The sequence below is a fragment of the Leptospira biflexa serovar Patoc strain 'Patoc 1 (Paris)' genome (assembly GCF_000017685.1).
In the GTDB taxonomy this organism is placed as follows: Bacteria; Spirochaetota; Leptospiria; order Leptospirales; family Leptospiraceae; genus Leptospira_A; species Leptospira_A biflexa.
Window position 1 is genome coordinate 2,768,824 of record NC_010602.1, and the last position, 16,348, is coordinate 2,785,171.

General features: G+C 39.6%; 15 protein-coding genes. 4 read left to right on the plus strand and 11 right to left on the minus strand.

The genetic code is table 11. The annotated features are described in order from the left end of the window. Window positions 1–10: 10 nt before the first annotated feature. From LEPBI_RS13145 to LEPBI_RS13165, 5 genes are all read right to left on the minus strand, one after another. Complete coding sequence (locus LEPBI_RS13145; protein WP_012476387.1) at window positions 11–1,537, minus strand: hypothetical protein; 1,527 nt, start codon at window positions 1,535–1,537, stop codon at window positions 11–13. Then, the gene (locus tag LEPBI_RS13150; protein WP_012389612.1) at window positions 1,518–3,281 is read right to left on the minus strand and encodes an apolipoprotein N-acyltransferase; all 1,764 of its coding nucleotides are present in this window, start codon (window positions 3,279–3,281) and stop codon (window positions 1,518–1,520) included. The genes LEPBI_RS13145 and LEPBI_RS13150 overlap by 20 nt, the downstream gene beginning before the upstream one ends. Window positions 3,282–3,305: 24 nt before the next feature. Beyond that, window positions 3,306–4,343, minus strand: a complete 1,038-nt coding sequence (locus LEPBI_RS13155) for a PIN/TRAM domain-containing protein (protein ID WP_012389613.1) — start codon at window positions 4,341–4,343, stop codon at window positions 3,306–3,308. A gap of 40 nt (window positions 4,344–4,383) precedes the next feature. Then, a complete protein-coding gene (locus tag LEPBI_RS13160) occupies window positions 4,384–4,965 on the minus strand; it encodes a CarD family transcriptional regulator (RefSeq protein WP_012389614.1) in 582 nt (193 codons plus the stop codon). A gap of 84 nt (window positions 4,966–5,049) precedes the next feature. Beyond that, window positions 5,050–5,667, minus strand: coding sequence for a hypothetical protein (locus LEPBI_RS13165; protein ID WP_012389615.1), 618 nt, complete (start codon window positions 5,665–5,667; stop codon window positions 5,050–5,052). A 195-nt stretch (window positions 5,668–5,862) separates the two neighbouring features. On the opposite strand from LEPBI_RS13165, the gene LEPBI_RS13170 reads away from it, so the two are divergent. After that, window positions 5,863–6,717: an LEPBI_I2678 family protein gene (locus LEPBI_RS13170; protein WP_143708638.1), complete on the plus strand. Its 855-nt coding sequence runs from the start codon at window positions 5,863–5,865 to the stop codon at window positions 6,715–6,717. A 116-nt stretch (window positions 6,718–6,833) separates the two neighbouring features. Further along, entirely contained in the window at window positions 6,834–7,460 is a 627-nt protein-coding gene (locus LEPBI_RS13175) for a class I SAM-dependent methyltransferase (RefSeq protein WP_012389617.1), read from the plus strand. Window positions 7,461–7,466: 6 nt separating this feature from the next. Here the strand turns inward: LEPBI_RS13175 and LEPBI_RS13180 are convergent, their stop codons facing one another. The 6 genes from LEPBI_RS13180 to LEPBI_RS13205 form a co-directional block, all read right to left on the minus strand. Then, on the minus strand, window positions 7,467–9,416 hold the full coding sequence (locus LEPBI_RS13180; protein ID WP_226992787.1) for a PP2C family protein-serine/threonine phosphatase: 1,950 nt from the start codon (window positions 9,414–9,416) through the stop codon (window positions 7,467–7,469). Between the two features lie 71 nt (window positions 9,417–9,487). Further along, window positions 9,488–10,084 (minus strand): cytochrome C oxidase subunit IV family protein, encoded by a 597-nt coding sequence (locus LEPBI_RS13185; protein ID WP_012389619.1) that lies wholly within the window; start codon window positions 10,082–10,084, stop codon window positions 9,488–9,490. Window positions 10,085–10,097: 13 nt separating this feature from the next. Further along, window positions 10,098–10,871: a cytochrome c oxidase subunit 3 family protein gene (locus tag LEPBI_RS13190; protein ID WP_012389620.1), complete on the minus strand. Its 774-nt coding sequence runs from the start codon at window positions 10,869–10,871 to the stop codon at window positions 10,098–10,100. Next, entirely contained in the window at window positions 10,858–12,471 is a 1,614-nt protein-coding gene (locus tag LEPBI_RS13195; RefSeq protein WP_012389621.1) for a cytochrome c oxidase subunit I, read from the minus strand. The genes LEPBI_RS13190 and LEPBI_RS13195 overlap by 14 nt, the downstream gene beginning before the upstream one ends. A 9-nt stretch (window positions 12,472–12,480) precedes the next feature. Further along, the gene (gene coxB, locus LEPBI_RS13200; protein WP_012389622.1) at window positions 12,481–13,443 is read right to left on the minus strand and encodes a cytochrome c oxidase subunit II; all 963 of its coding nucleotides are present in this window, start codon (window positions 13,441–13,443) and stop codon (window positions 12,481–12,483) included. Next, the gene (locus tag LEPBI_RS13205) at window positions 13,444–14,280 is read right to left on the minus strand and encodes an SCO family protein (RefSeq protein ID WP_012389623.1); all 837 of its coding nucleotides are present in this window, start codon (window positions 14,278–14,280) and stop codon (window positions 13,444–13,446) included. A gap of 294 nt (window positions 14,281–14,574) precedes the next feature. On the opposite strand from LEPBI_RS13205, the gene LEPBI_RS13210 reads away from it, so the two are divergent. Together LEPBI_RS13210 and LEPBI_RS13215 are read left to right on the plus strand one after the other, a co-directional pair. Then, entirely contained in the window at window positions 14,575–15,459 is an 885-nt protein-coding gene (locus tag LEPBI_RS13210) for a COX15/CtaA family protein (RefSeq protein ID WP_012389624.1), read from the plus strand. After that, window positions 15,459–16,313, plus strand: a complete 855-nt coding sequence (locus LEPBI_RS13215; RefSeq protein ID WP_041769886.1) for a heme o synthase — start codon at window positions 15,459–15,461, stop codon at window positions 16,311–16,313. The genes LEPBI_RS13210 and LEPBI_RS13215 overlap by 1 nt, the downstream gene beginning before the upstream one ends. The last annotated feature ends 35 nt before the right edge of the window (window positions 16,314–16,348 follow it).

A 16,348-nucleotide genomic window follows, 5' to 3' on the forward strand; every position in this document is an offset into this window, starting at 1 on the left:
CAATTCCAAATTATTTGCTTTTAGGCCAAAGCAATCGGTCTTCTCTTAATTTTTTTTTGCTCATCGCTTCTTCATTTCTCATCCGAAGAGTGTATTCAATTTGATTCTTGGTTTGTGATGGCAAAACTGTCGCCTCGTTCGGATCTCCCATTTCACGTAACAAAAGTTGGATGGTCTCAAACGCTTCTTTGTTTAAAAAGTCCCCATTGTTTGGAATTTTTGGAATCTGGTACCAGAGTTTTAAAGCATCTGACTGTAATTTGGAATCTTGTTTCCATTGCCCATGCTCCCAAAGGATTTTCGCCTTCTCAAAGATCCCATCTTTTGCTCGATAATGTTTAGGAGTGTTTTTGATCAGTGTATCAAGGATATCGATTCTTTTTTTCACATACGCATCTTCTGCATCCATTCCATTGAATATCTTTTTATCTTGCAGAAGTTTTTTGTATTTTAACTCAACTTGGCGTAATGTCTCATACCTAAGTGTTTGCCTTTGGTCAGGTGTACTATTTTTAAGATAGTCTCTCACTCGAAAGTATTGTTCTAAAGCTTTTCCTTGGATGTAATAAATGTTTTCTATCGTAAATAAAATTTCAGTTCCAGTGTTCGTACCCAACTGAGCCGACAATGCTGCCATCATTTGCCTTAGGAAATCTTCTTTGTTTAAATTCTCCTGAAAGTAATCAATAGCAAAATAACTCATATCATTACTGAATGGATAGGCTAATCTTTGTAAGTTTTCATAATACAAATCTCTAACAAATAAATTCAGATCACCTTTATTGGGATCGTAACCCATAAACCGTGAGATAAACTCATCCAATTGTTTTTCTTTTTTCTGCTTTAATGTCCGATCTAAATACTTAGTACGATCTTCTTTTGGCATCGTTAAAGGAGACTTAGGTGGAAGATCTCCTTCTTTGGATAACTTCATCGTGATGGGTGAAGTCGATTCTTCCCCTTTCCGAAACTCTTCTATGATTCGATTTCGTTCTTTATGTAGGTATAAATTGTCTTCTGCAGAATCTATATCGACTTTAAATGGGTCACGTATGTTTTTTAGTGTAGGGAGAACATCTTTAACGATGATGTCTTCAAAATCTCGATGCCTTTTGATATAGGAATCGGCAACACCGGAATTTTCATTGATTTGATCATAGTCGTTACGAAATTGTTTTCTTAAATTGGAAGTTCCTTCTAAATTTTGAACCAAATCCTCCCACTGGCTACCTTTGTATTTTCCTTTCGAGAACCCTTCCTTACCTTCCCCTTCACCCTCTTCTTTGTTTTCATTCGATTCCTCACTTGGATCGGAAGAGCCTGATTCACCAAAGTTTTTCCCTAAACTCATTTCAAAGGATAGTTGTTTTTCTTCCTCAATCACATAAATCCATGGAGGTCCACAAAGTGTTTTTTGATAAATAGAATCGGAATGATTAAAAGAATATATAATAAAAGTTATGTGGGAAACAACAGAAATATAAAATGCTATATAAAAACGGTTCTCAAAAAAAGTGTTACGGATTCCTTTTAACATAAATCAAAAACACGATTCCAACAATTCCCATAAATAGATAAGATAACAAATTTCCATACAATCGATAAAACGTCATTTCTCCAGGGATTACCGAAACTTTTTTTCGAATGGTTGCGGTGCTTTCGATAGGAGTAAATTCATTATCAATATTTCTACCTAAATGATCAGTGAATACAGAGGTTCCAGAATTTGTGGATCGAACCATCCACTTGCGAAATTCGATCGACCGTAATCTTCCCAATGTATGGTGTTGGTAGGATTCCACTGAATTTCCATACCATTTATCGTTTGTTACATTCACGATAAAATCAGGGTCCCCTTGGAACTTACGCACGAATTCTGAAATAATCACTTCATAACAAATCAGAGGTAAAAAACTTCCGATCTTCTTTACTTCAATTTGGTTCCCTTTGTAATGTTCTCGAACGGAGCTAGGACTCATGGAAAAAGTATCTTCCCAATGTAAGTCTTTTTTGACAGTCGTCTGTGTTTTTCTCCGTTCATAATAAGGAATGAGATCTAATTTTGTCCCAGCTGCAAATTGCCCTGTTTGCCCAGAGAGAGCGTACATCCATTCAAATGGCATGTATTCACCAAAAATCAGTAAAAAAACCTTTTGGTAACTATTCCTTCGTTCCCCATTTGCATTCATCAGAACAGAAGAATTGTAGGTGCGGATGTCATTCCGTATGATACGACTGGACTGTTTGTCCGCAGGGATATCAGCATCCAATTCATTATAGAACAAATTGGTTCCGTGGCGCAAACTGATGATGGCCATGAGTGATTCAAATTGGTGCCAATAGATTCGAATGGCACGAGTGACTTCCGAATCGTGCGTTGTGAAAAATGGAACTCCCGATTCTGGTAAGACAACCAAATCAGCTGGATTGTCTTTTAACTCTGTTTCCACCATTCGATCGATTCGAGTCATCAAATTCCGAATTTCTTCCGCAGGGTTCCTACCATCACGGAATTCTAAGGGAGCATTTGGTTGGATGATGAGAATGTCACGTTCGGCAATTGGTTTTACATTTTCCCATTTTTGGAAGAGATAATACCCATTCCCAAAAAAAGCTACCAAAACCAATACAAAGGAAACACTCCCAATCAAAACTTTTTGGGTGATCGTTTTATGTTTTGGTAAAAATGACCGAACCAAACCGAATACTTGTTTTGGTTTACGTAAATAAAAGAGAAAGTAGGAAACAAAAAATAAGAATGCAGACAATCCATAAGCACTCAGGTATTCCGCGTTTTGAGCCAAAATCTGATTTTCAGCGACTACGTTTCCAAAATACCAAGGGAAAACTTGGGGAGTAAAAAATTCAGCAAACAGGATTGCAAAGGAAGCGATGAGTGGGAAAAATCTTCTGACTCTCGTTGCCAAAAATGAAAATAAGAGAAGGTATACAGGGAATTTAAAGTTTAATAAAATTGCCGATCCCATAAAAATAGGAACCGCCAAATACCATTCGAATCCACCAAAAACAGTTGTCATGTGGTAAATCCAATGGAAGGAAACTAGATAAAATAAAATGGCAAATCCAAACCCATGGTAAATGAGTTTTTTCCATTGCCCACGATTTCTTTTTTCAATGACAAAAAGACCAAAGGGAGCAACCCAAATGAAAAATGGTAGGTTGATAGGAGAAAAGGAAAGGAAGGAAAATACGGCAGTGACCGTATAACAAATAACGGATATGAACCCTTCGCGTGAAATTAAAAAACGAGCTAGTTTCATATCCGTTAGACTACAACAGAAGGATTACGATTTGTTGTAGTTATTATTACCGTTTTGTACTTTTGTAAAAATCATTTTACCGGCTGCTGTTTGGATGATACTTGTAACGACAACTCGTACATCCTTTCCCACCAAATGACCACCATTTTCGATCACAACCATCGTTCCATCTTCTAGATAACCAATCCCTTGGTTTTCGTCCTTTCCTTCTTTGATGACGGAAATTTGGAACTCTTCCCCTGGAAGAACGACTGGTTTTAATGCATTGGCAAGATTGTTCAAATTGAGAACGCGAACACCTTGTAACTCGGCCACTTTGTTTAGGTTGAAGTCATTGGTAACAACAGCCCCACCAGTGTCTCGAGCGAGTTTGACAAGTTTTGCATCCACTTCTCTAGTATCCGAATAATCAGTATAAGTGATTTTGACTTCGATGGAACCTTTTCTTTGGAGTTTGTTCAACATCTCAAGTCCACGACGACCACGTGCCCGTTTGATTGGATCTGAGGAATCAGAAATCAATTGGATTTCTCGTAATACGAAGTTAGGCAGAATGAGAGGGCCATCTAAGAAATGAGTGTCAGCAATGTCCAAAATCCGACCATCGATCACAACCGATGTATCAAGGATTTTATCTCTGATATGGGAATTTCCACCTTCAAGTCCAGGTATGGAGAAAGCAGATCCCGGAGCGGAGTTTCCACCACCAAAGATAGAGAGGCCCGGTTTTTTGGAAAAGGACACACCTGCTTTGATCCCTGTTAGGAAAAAAAGAACTGCAACCAAAATCGCTACTGATTTGTAACCATAATCACTGAGCAAACTCATAGGGAATGCGGCAATCGACAAACCCAATAGTGCGCCAATACTTGCACAGAATACGACATCTGCTTTGATTTCTGGAAATAGTTTTCTCTCGCCGAGAATCAACACCAAAGAATAAAGCAATACAACGCCAGCAAGGGTTCCCGCTAAAACGATGTTTTGCGATTCCGAATGTATAAAGAAAAACGATACCGAAGAGACGAGGAGCGTCCCAATGGCTGAAAGTAAATGTTTCATAACTCAATCCTTATAAAAGAGTTTGAGCAAAAACGGAAGTTTATTCTAAATCTAAATCATCATCCAATTCTTTTGGAGGTGGTGGTGGTGCTATCCCTTGCACTGAAGCTGCTAAAACATCGGAAACAATATTTCCGGCTTCTTCTTGGGGTACACCCTTGCTTAGTGCAATTTCCATCTTTACTAAATTATAGGCGCTCTCATAGAGCTTTCTCTCCATAATGGAGAGTTCTTTGCCATAGGCACGTCTGTAAAGATTACGGCAAACATCAGCCACTTCGAAAATAGAACCAGACTTGATCTTGTTCATATTGTTCTGGTAACGGACCTTCCAGTCCTCTTCCGTGTCGACCTCATCCTTTTTTAGGAGAGTGAGAACTTTTTTGATCTCTTTTTTATCAATGATCGATCGGATACCCACATCCATTGCACGATCAACTGGGATAGAGACCTTCATTTTGGAACCTTGAATTTCCAAACTGTAACAGTCTTTCTTCTTACCCAGAATCAGCTTTTTTGCAACTTCTGTGACTTCACCTACTCCATGGATCGGGTATACAACGTAGTCCCCAACCTTGAATTTAGGCTCTTTAGTTTTTTCGTTTAGTTTTTTTGTAGCCAAGTAAGTATAATAACTTCCGTAAATACTCTTATGCTTGAGTATACCTCAAATTTGGGCAATGTCAAGGAAGTTGGGAAAAATAGTTCAGAATCGAATGGTTTTTACTTCTGCACCAGTCAATTGAGGGAGTTTCCCTTTCACCGCTTCCAAAACTTCTTTCGCGTCCTCCAAACGGTAAAAATAGCCTGCAAATAATTTTCCAGTCGAAGTTCGAAAGATCCGACCACGGAGATTTGGCTGTGAACCTATCAATTGTTTTCCGATGGATACGGCTTCCTCCGGACTAAAATCACCAATTTGCACCATATAATTGATTTGGTCATTCTTCGGTGGGAACATGAGTGTGGCAGGGAAAGGAGAACGGGCACTCTCGTCAGATCCCAATCTTTCGTTTGGGTCGGTTTGATAGGATTCTTGGTCTCGTTCCGAAAGTTTCGGCTGGGATTGTGACTTGGTTCCCACATTAGAAAAGGATGTTTCCGCTTTTTCTTTGAATTTACTCTCTTTTTGGCCCAATTGGATCCCAACCACCATTCCTGATGTGAAGAGTAAAATTCCCCCAATGAGGAGGATGAATGCCGATTTTGGTTTGGTTCCGCTAGTTAGAGAAGATGGGGATTGGGAAAAGGAAGAATAGGAGGGAATCTCCCCTTCTAAGGGACGGCCTGATCTAAGCTTTCTGGAATAATCTATATTTTGCATGGGCGTTCCGATTTCTCTATTACTACCATTGTCGGAAACAAAACTGAAAAAATAGAATGGTTTTTTTGCGATTTGGGCTCTCACAAAGAACCGCTTGTCCATTGCGGAAAAAACAAAAATACATTATCTCTGACGACGAGATAAAAATGAAAAATCGCGTTGCCAATTATATTGATCGTTGTTCGATCTATCAAAATGAACCAATTATTTGCAAGAACCGCTAAACTAGCATTATTCACCACAACCTTACTGACAATAGGTTGTGCCACGATGTTCAAAACGACAACACATAGACCCATTCAAGTGTATGCAGACCAGTTAGAATCGAGTATTTATCTAGATGAAGAAAAGGTAAGTGAAACTTTTCACCAAATCGAGTATCCAGTAAAAACTGATAAAAAATTCAATTATCGAGTTGAAAAAAATGGGTTTGAACCAAAGTCCTTTGTTGTTGAAAAAAAATTCAATAAGTTTGCATATTTGAATTTATTAACATTCCTATTTTCTCCTATTTTGTTTTTAATCGACCATTCAAATGATGCACTATTTGTTTACAAATGGCCGGAAGAAAACATCAAACTTGATGTAAACGAAAAATATAAAGAAAAAACGGATACGGCTACCTATAAACAATTTGAATCCGATCGTGCAAAACTGAAGAACACCAAAGGATTGATTGTATTCAATGCATATGTAACAGGCGTTCTAGTAAAGGATGGCGACGGGAATCAATATGATATCAAATCGGCACCGTTCCTATTTTTACCTGGAAATTTTGAAGTACAATCAAAGTTTTATACCACTTTTAAAAAAGGAAGTTACCAACACACGTATACTGCCAAAACTCCGATCACAAGTAAGTTGACATTACAATCTGCCATGGCTACGGCTGTTTGTACAGATTACGATAGCGTTAAAAATACAACGACTCATACCCTAGTATCAACTGGAAAACCAAATCCTTATTTTGCCTCGGATACAATCTTAAGAAGTTTTGATATCACACGTTATTGCCCAAAATCAGACTTCATGCAAAAGGTAAACCCTTAAGCGAAACCTCGATCAAGAAGAATCATTCGGATGAGTATTGATTGTTTTCAACTCTGAATCTCACCGAATATTCATTGATCCATTTGTAAATCATAGGAAATTTGTAAGAGTTTCCTATGAATTGCCCACTCTGTGAAGCGACCTCCAATCCATTTCATCAAAATAAATTCCGCTCCTATTCAAGGTGCACAAATTGTTTTGCTATATTTATGGACTTTGAGTATCGCCCGACAAACGAAGAAGAGAAAAAAAGATACTTAGAACATAACAATGATATTCTGGATACCAATTACCAAAACTTTTTAAAACCAATTGTGGAAAAGGTAATTCAATTCCAAACACCAGAAGATAGTGGAATGGATTTTGGCGCAGGGCCAGGTCCTGTCGTTGCATATCTATTAAAACAAAGTGGATATGAGATTTGTTTGTATGATCCTTACTTCCACCCAAATGAAGAAAATTTGAGTCGGTCATACGATTATATCATTTTAACGGAAGTGGTTGAACATTTCCACGATCCAAAAAAAGAATTCCAAAAACTACACTCACTCTTAAAACCGAAAGGTAGGTTGTACATCCTCACCCATCCATACGACGATTCCATTGTATTTGAAAACTGGTATTACAAAAACGACCAAACACATACTTTCTTTTATACAAAAAATACATTTGATTGGATCAAAAGTTTTTTTGAATTCCAATCTTTGGAGATTTTGGATCGCATCATCCTATTCCAAAAATAGAAATCTCTACAAAAGAGCAATGAGCTCTTGGATTTTTTTGTGTTCTGGATTTGTCTGCTTCAATTGTTGCACCAAATATTGAGCCCTATCCTTATCACCCAATAATCGACAAACATCTGCAAGATGGATCAAGTTTCGGATATTATTGGGTTGCCTAAGTCTCACACGTTCGCTAAGTTCCTGTGATTCTTCCAAAAAAGAGGGAGATTTATAAATGGAATAGAGCCGTTTGTATAACACAGAAGTATGGAACATCCAACTTGAATCTGAAGGGAAATTTTCTAAAGCCAAACTAGCGTATTCCATAGCTTTTAACAAAACGCCCTCTTTTTCATACAAACGTGATATGTATTTTAATTCTTGTACCGAAATATCTAAAGCAGAGTGATAAGAAAGTAAAACATCCAAAGCTTTACTGAACTGTTTTTCTTTGATCCATTGTTTTGCTTCTTCCCAATTTTTTCCAGCTCTTGAATTTGATTTTAAATTATATTCGAGAGAAATGATACTTAAATCATCTGAATATTTCCCTTTGGATTGTAAAACTTTTGTTAAAGAAGATATATTACCATTCGATTCTTCGATTGCATCCAGAATTAGATTTTGATTTTCATTGATATCTCGAAATTTCCCAGATTCAGAGATTACTAAATCATCCTTTCCATCAGAACCACAAAAGATTTTATCACCTTGTTTCATTTGGTAGATCGATATAAATCGATTGGTTGGAACTTCCATCACACCTAATTTATAGTAATAGACGTCTTCTTCGATGAATTTTGCCTTCCCATCTCTATATAAGATGACCCAAGGATGTTCTAAATTGATAAAATACAATGTACCAGTAGACTCTTCCAATAGTCCTATCACGGCCGAAACAAGCATAGCACCGTCAAAGGTTTCGAAGATCTTTTGTAGGTCTAGGTATGAATCATGTAACCATCTTTCAGGCGATCGATTCGAGGATTCCGGATCCATTTTGGAACGGATGATAATGGAGTTGTATACGGCTCCGAGCACGATGGCTCCCCCTGCTCCTTGGATTGATTTTCCCATTGCATCCCCATTAATGAATGCTTTGTATCGTTTGCCTTGTAAAATTAGATTGTAAACAGATAAATAATCACCACCTAACTGGTATTCCTTTCCTCTAAAATGAAACTTTTTGTATTGATTGAGAACAGTTTCGATGGTGACAGCATTTCCATCGGTTTCCTTTCCGATTAAGGGTTCAAATAATAAAGAAGTGAGAAAATAATCACCATCTTGTTGTGTTTTTAAAATTTGGATTTCTTCAGCTGTCTTTGTGACCTCCTCATTTTTTTTGATCACTGTGAGATGATTCAGAAAAGAATGAAACCGATACCTTTCGATGATGAGCCCACTAAAAACTCCTAATAGATAACTAAGAGTTAAATTTTGCATGGAATAGGCTGCGGCAGGTGTATCTAAATTTGGTTTGTAGATATAAACAGAAACCAAAAATATCAAAATGGAAATGGGATAATAAATAAAGATAGTTTTCCTTGGGAGAGGTAAAAATGAAAGAACAATGACTACCATTTGGTAACCAGAAACATAAGGTGCATCGTCTGCAATGCGACCTGTATAATACGCAGCAGTAAACAGTATATAACCGTACACAACGTAACCCCAAACCAATCCTTCCATACGTGAATGGATGTTTTTAGAATGGTTGATCAATATGAGAAAAATATAAGCTAGGCAAAGTAAGGAAAAACCGATGCGATAATAGAATAATTCAGGGAATTCAGGATGGAGTTTTGCATCTGTATCAAAGGCAAATCCAAGAAGAGCAACACATCCAATGAGACTTCCTGGGATTTGGATGATCCGCATGTGGCGGTCCAATTCTTGGCAATACTCAGAACCATATGTACGTCGCTCTGGGATTAAATCTAGAAATTTAGACAGGATCGCCTGGAGGTGTTGCATCACGATAGATCATTAGACGAAAAAACCCGCGCAGAGGCGGGTTTCTTCTCTCACTCATTTCTAATATTTTCTTAGAAAAAAGTTTTTACTGGTGTTTCTGTTGTCGGTGCAATTCGGGAAATGATATCTCCAAACGAAAATGCAAAGAGGAGTGCAAGGAAAGCAAATGCCGAGAGGAAAATCACTCGGTTTAGCATATTGTCATACTTTAAATGCATAAAGTAAGCCAATACAAAGAATGCCTTACAAGTTGCCACAGCCATTGCGACAATCATATTCCATTTGCCAAGGTCGTATTGAGCCACCCAAACCGTGACAAATGTTCCAAAGAAAAGAGCAAGTAAGACATACACATATGTTTTGATGGAAATCACATGGTGTTCGTGCTCTTCTTCCTCTTCCCCGTCTTCCACCCACATAGAAGCCGAAGCGTGGTCTTCTTTGTGGTCTTCATCACCCAAAACAAACTTCAAAAGTTTGTTCTCTTTGTTTTCAGATGTGAATTTAGAAAAACGATCTGTTTGGAAAAATTGTCCAAACCAGTTGACGATGAATCCTAAGATGGTCGCAGTTGCAATCCCTGGAGCAAAGATTCCAAACCCAAGAACAGGTGTAAAAACAGCTACGAGTGCAATGAAGTAGAGTCCGTAATTGATGACGTATTCCATTTTAAATTCCCTATTATCCTACTAAGTATAGAAGTGGGAAAAGGTAAATCCATACCAAGTCCACAACGTGCCAAAACAAACCCACACCTTCTACAGGAGTGTAGTATTCAGGTCCCACTTTTCTTCTTAAAGTTTTGATGAAAATCCAGAAGATCAGAAGTGCACCGGCCACAACGTGGATCCCGTGAAGCCCTGTCATCACAAAGTAAAAGCCGTAGAACATTTCCCATTTTGGTTGGGAAATCACAGCTTTTAAGCGAGCGACTTCTTCTGCATTCACATGGTTTTTTTCAAGTTCCGCTGGGTTCTTTAGAAGTGCAGAAATTTTTGATTCGCACTCAGCTCGTTTTCCACCAGCACCACAAGTTGGGTCCACTAAGGAAAACTTACCAGGAACCGTTCCCACATGGAACTTGTGACTGTATTCAAAATACTTGATGACCATGAAGGCACCAGCACATGCGATTGTGAGCGCAAGCATGATGGCTGCAATTTTATGGAGACCACGTTGCACATAATTGATGGCGGCAGCCATGGTGAAGGAACTCACGAGGAGAACCACTGTGTTCACAGCACCCATTTTCCAATCCAAAGTTTCGGAACCATTTTTGAAAACGGTAGGATACAAAGAATGGTAGATGAGGTAACCTACGAATAGGCCACCAAACATCAGGATTTCAGTGCAAAGGAATAACCAAATTCCTTGTTTGGAAGAGGCATATTGGTGTTCTGCACTCTTAAAATGGTGTTGGTGTTGAAATTCACTTGAAGAACTAACGGAAGTCATATGGCCCTGCAGTTACTGTTGGAGTATTGATAAAGTTTTCGTGTGGAGGTGGAGAAGACGTTTGCCATTCGAGTGTTTTTGCACCCCAAGGGTTATCAGAAGCCTTTTCGCCTTTAAAAATTCCATGAATGATCGTGATGAGTCCTACTAAGAAACCAAGACCAATGAGCCAAGACCCTACGGTTGAAATTTGGTTTAAGTTTGTGTATTCAGGAAGGTAATCGAAGTAACGTCTTGGCATTCCCATCGCACCGAGTACGAATTGTGGAAAGAAAGTTACGTTGAATCCTGTAAAGATGAGAACCCAAGAAATACGTCCACCAAGGTCAGAAGTCATCCTTCCAAACATCTTAGGGAACCAATAGAAGATTCCACCCATCAGTGCCATGAGTGTTCCCCCTACCATTACGTAGTGGAAGTGAGCAACAACAAAGTAAGTGTCATGGAAGTGAACGTCCATACCAGTGGAAGCAAGGAATACCCCTGTCAAACCACCGATGGTAAAGAGGAACATAAAACCAAGAGCGAAGAGCATGGGCGCTTCGAATGTGACTGTTCCGCGATACATTGTGGAAATCCAGTTGAAGAGTTTGATGGCAGTGGGAACCCCAACAAACATAGTGATGATGGAGAAAACAATCCCAGCAAGTGTGGATTGGCCAGACACAAACATATGGTGTCCCCAAACTAGGAAGGAGACTGCAGCAATCGCAACCGATGAGTAAGCAATCGCACGGTAACCAAAAATTGTTTTTTTGGAGAATGCTGTGATGAGTTCAGAAATCACACCCATCGCAGGGAGGATCATGATGTACACCGCAGGGTGAGAGTAGAACCAGAAGAAGTGTTGGAAAAGGACAGGGTCCCCACCGAGGTCTGGATCAAAAATTCCAACTCCAAGAGTTTTCTCAGCTCCGATGAGGAGGAGAGTGATCGCAAGGATCGGTGTAGCAAGAATTTGGATGATGGATGTAGAGTAGAGTGCCCAAATCATAAGTGGGATTCGATCCATTGTCATTCCCGGTGCTCGGAGTTTGTGAGTGGTGACGATGAAGTTTAGTCCCGTTAAGATGGAAGAAAATCCCATGGTAAACGCACCCAAAACCAGTAAAATCACCCCATTAGATGTTTTTGCTGTAGAGTACGGAGTGTAGAATGTCCAACCTGTGTCCACTTGGTTAAAAACCATAGAAGATGCAGCAATCGCAGCACCCGCAATGAAAATGTAGTAAGAGGCAAGGTTGAGCCTTGGGAAGGCAACGTCTTTGGCACCGAGTTGGATCGGGAGGACAAAGTTTCCAAGGAAAGCAGGAATTCCGGGAATGATCACCATAAATACCATGATGGCACCATGGAAGGTCATGAACTTGTTATACGTGTCTGGATCTAGGAGTGGTTCTGCACCAAATTTTGCTAAGTGCAGACGGATTCCCAATGCAAAGAAACCACCAATTAGAAAAAGGGTAGAAACTGTTGCAAAGTACATAAGTCCAATGCGTTTGTGGTCCAGAGTGGTCATCCAAGACCAGATTCCAGATCCGTGGTTCAGGTAATTATGGTCTGTGTGACCATGTTCGGTTTTTGTATGTGCTGAACTCATCTCTCTTCCTTATTTAATGGATTTGATATATTCAATTAAGTTGGCAACGTCTTCATCAGACAATTGGCCTTGGAATAACGGCATGGCTGCTGGGTAAGTTTCTACAATTTTTGCAGAAGATACCAAGATGGATTCGCGAAGGTAATTTTCATCCGCCTTAGCTTTGGTTCCATCAGCAAACTTACGCTCCGATCCAAAAAGACCTTTCATTGTTGGTCCAACAACTCGGGATCCATCAATGGAGTGACAAGAAGCGCAAGCTTTTTGGGCAAACAAAACTTTCCCTAAGTCAGCAGGAGAGTCCGCACCTTTTTTCTCAGCATGGTACCAAGCCGCATATTCTTCAGAAGGGATCGCTTTGATTTTGATCATCATTCCGGAGTGTTTGGTTCCGCAATATTCTGTACAAAAAACGATGTATTCTCCTGGTTGTTTTGGCTCAAACCAAAGTTGAGTGAGTTTTCCTGGAACCGCATCTTGTTTGGTTCGGAAAGCCGGAACATAAAAACTATGGATGACGTCTTTCGAAGTGAGAATGAGTTTCGTTGCTTTTCCAGCAGGAACAATCATTGGATCATTTGCTGAACTATAGAACTCTTTTCCATTCGCATAACGGTACGTCCATGCCCACTGTTCTGCAGTGACATGAATTTCTGCCGCCACGTCTTCTGGTGGGGTTCTCAGTTTTTCAAAAATAACCATACCCCAATAGAAAATTCCCATCATGATGACGAGAGGGATAAAGGACCAAAGGAACTCTGCAAAATTATTGTGAGTAATGTATGCGGATTTCTGGTCTACACTTGTACGTTTGAACTTGATGAGGAACCATGTCATTCCACCAATCAAGATGACAAACGAAACAAGGCTTGCGATGATCAGAAATGCATAGAGAAGATCGACTTCTTTTGCGATTTCAGTGGCCTGGATAGGCATGAACGAGGTCGCTGGAATGAGACTGCTCCAAGACATCTATGTGACTCCTTGACGGTTGTTATTTGTTATTTTTCGCCAGTTTATGTATAAAAACGCACCGAGAAGGAGTAAGGTGACCGCCCCCCCGAATTGCATCATCCTGTATGCGTATATCGTATATTTATTTTTTCTAGGATCAAATTGAAAGCAAAATAAAGCAAACTTGTCCACAAAACTCCCAATCTTACCAGAAGATGCCTCAAGGAAGGCAAATTTTAAATCCCTTGGTTCGAGTTGGATGCCTTGGAAGATCCGAGACACTCTCCCATCGGGAGTCAAAACATACACACCACTTGCATGGATGTATTGTTTGGCTTCGCCGTCCCAAGCATAACGAAAATCCAATTGTTTGGTGAGTGCATCAATGGATTCTTGTGAGCCTGTGAGTAAATGGAGGCCTGAATCTGCTCCCACTCTGCCGTATTCCTTCAAATAAGCCCCTTTTTTGGGAAACGAAATGGATTCGTTTTCTTTTGGATCGATGGATACCGCAATGTATTGGTATTCTTTGCCGAGTGACCAATCCAAATCCTTTAAACTTTTGAAGACACCATTGAGGTGAAAGTTACAAAGGGTGGGGCATTTAAAATAAACGGGAGAGAGAAGGACTGGTTTCCCTGCTGCGAGAAAATCAGAAAAGAGAACTTCTTTGCCCGATTCATCTCGAAAAGGAATGTTGAGTTGCAACGTTTTGCCTGTAACATCCGAAAATCCAATGTTTTCCAATTCCTTAGGGAGTTTGTTTTCCCTTGTCAAGTTGGAGTGTGGGTCATACGCAGACACAGACTCGATGACAAGAAAGAAACAAAAACAAATGAAAATGCGGATGTTCACGTAATTTGGTTGTTACCCTATTTGGATTGAACGCTTTTGTTTTCCATTCCTGGGTTTTCCGGTGTTCCCGGGTGGACAAAGGAAATGTACGCGAAGAAAAGAATGTTGAGAGCAAGTGTGACAAGGAAAGTCCAATAGCCACCCTTATTATAAAGGTCTGTGTTTTGCATAATCTTACCTGATATAGTCTATACGAAAAACTGCTCTTTTTATCCAACAATTTTTAAAAGATGCAAGATTAATTTTATTTTCCCCAAACCCAGATCACAAAACCTGGAGGAAACAGATAGACGTATGACACTCAAACGTTTTTACACCATTCTTTCCGCGATGATCCTACTCAATCTTCTCTATGGACCGCTCGTTCGGGCCACAGATTCGGGACTGGCATGCCCTGATTGGCCTTTGTGTCATGGGAAGTTTGTGCCAGAGTTTACCTTCCAGATCTTTATGGAAGTGGGGCATCGTTATTATTCTGGAATTTTAGGAATCCTTGTGGGGATCGGTTTTATATGGATTCTAAAAAATCCAGAGACTCGGAAATCGTTAGGAGTTCCTGCAAGTCTTTCACTATTATTTCTCATTTCTCAAGTGATTCTTGGTGGTTTGACTGTTACCAAACTCCTCCACCCAACAACCGTTAACCTACATTTACTCAATGCAGTGTTATTATTATCAGCATGTGTCACGATTCGATTACAATTATCGGAAACATCTTCCCAAACGGAATTTTTATGGAACCAAGACGGAAAGTATTATTTTCTCATTGTACTCTTAGCTGTTTTGTATCAATTGTTTCTCGGTGGGAAAGTGAGTTCCCATTATGCAGGTCTTGCTTGTCCCGATTTCCCTACTTGCCATGGGGAATGGTTTCCTTCGATGGTAGGAACCATACGATTCCACATGGAACATAGGCTTTTTGGGTATCTTGTCACCCTACTCGTTTTATCCTTATCCGCTTATGCCATCCTCACTTTAAAAAATCAAAAAGTGAAACAGTATTTAAAAATCGCTGGTTATCTCGTATCGTTTCAAATCTTTTTGGGTGCGATGAACGTATTGTATCATTTACCAAAACTTGTGACTGGCCTCCATACCTTAAATGGGGTTTTAGTTTTTTTGTTTTGTTATATGGCCGCATTTTACCATTTTCGTTCTGACAAAAAGGGTGTTCGTTGATGTTCCGCTTATGGAACCAACTCACAAAACCTAGGGTCACAGTGCTTGTATTGGCCACTGTACTGCCTGGAATGTACCTTGGAACCACAGGATACCCGAGCTTAACTGTCATCTCCATCACTTTATTTGGGACTTATCTTATGAGTTCTGCTTCTTTTATCCTCAACCAATACATTGAGAGAGAAAGAGATGCTGTCATGTACAGAACCAAACAAAGACCAATCCCTGCAGGTGAAATTTCTCCCACATTTGCGTTATTACTGGGAATTGTAGTCGCAATCGTTTCGTTTGGAATCCTCACTTATTTCATCAACCTGCTAACGGCCGTTTGTGCACTTGCGGCACTTTTACTCTATGTATTTTTATACACCATCTGGTTAAAACCTAGAACAGAACAAAACATTGTGATTGGTGGAATCTCAGGTTGTATCGGACCACTCATCGGGTATGCTGCCATGGCGAATGCACTTCCGATGCAAGCGTGGGTCATGTTCCTCATGATCTTTCTTTGGACACCAGCTCATTTTTGGGCCCTTGCGATTTTCCTAAAAGATGATTATGAATTTGCAGGGATCCCAATGATGCCTGTTGTCTCTGGAATAGAAAAAACGGTGAACCAAATTTTTCTGTATGCCATTGCGTATTCATTGTCTGTGATTGGGTTTTATTTTGTCGATGACCGTATGGGCTATTTATTTTTACTTTCTGCGATTGTCCTAACGGTTCTCATCCTTGGATTTGCCTATCGATTAAAACTATCGATGGACAAAGTGCTTGCGAAGCGATTTTTCTTTTTTAGCATTTTACACTTATTCCTCGTGAGCATTGCCATCGTCATCGATTCCAAAATTTAGGTTTTTTGATTGATTTGGGTAAGGAATTCTGTTTT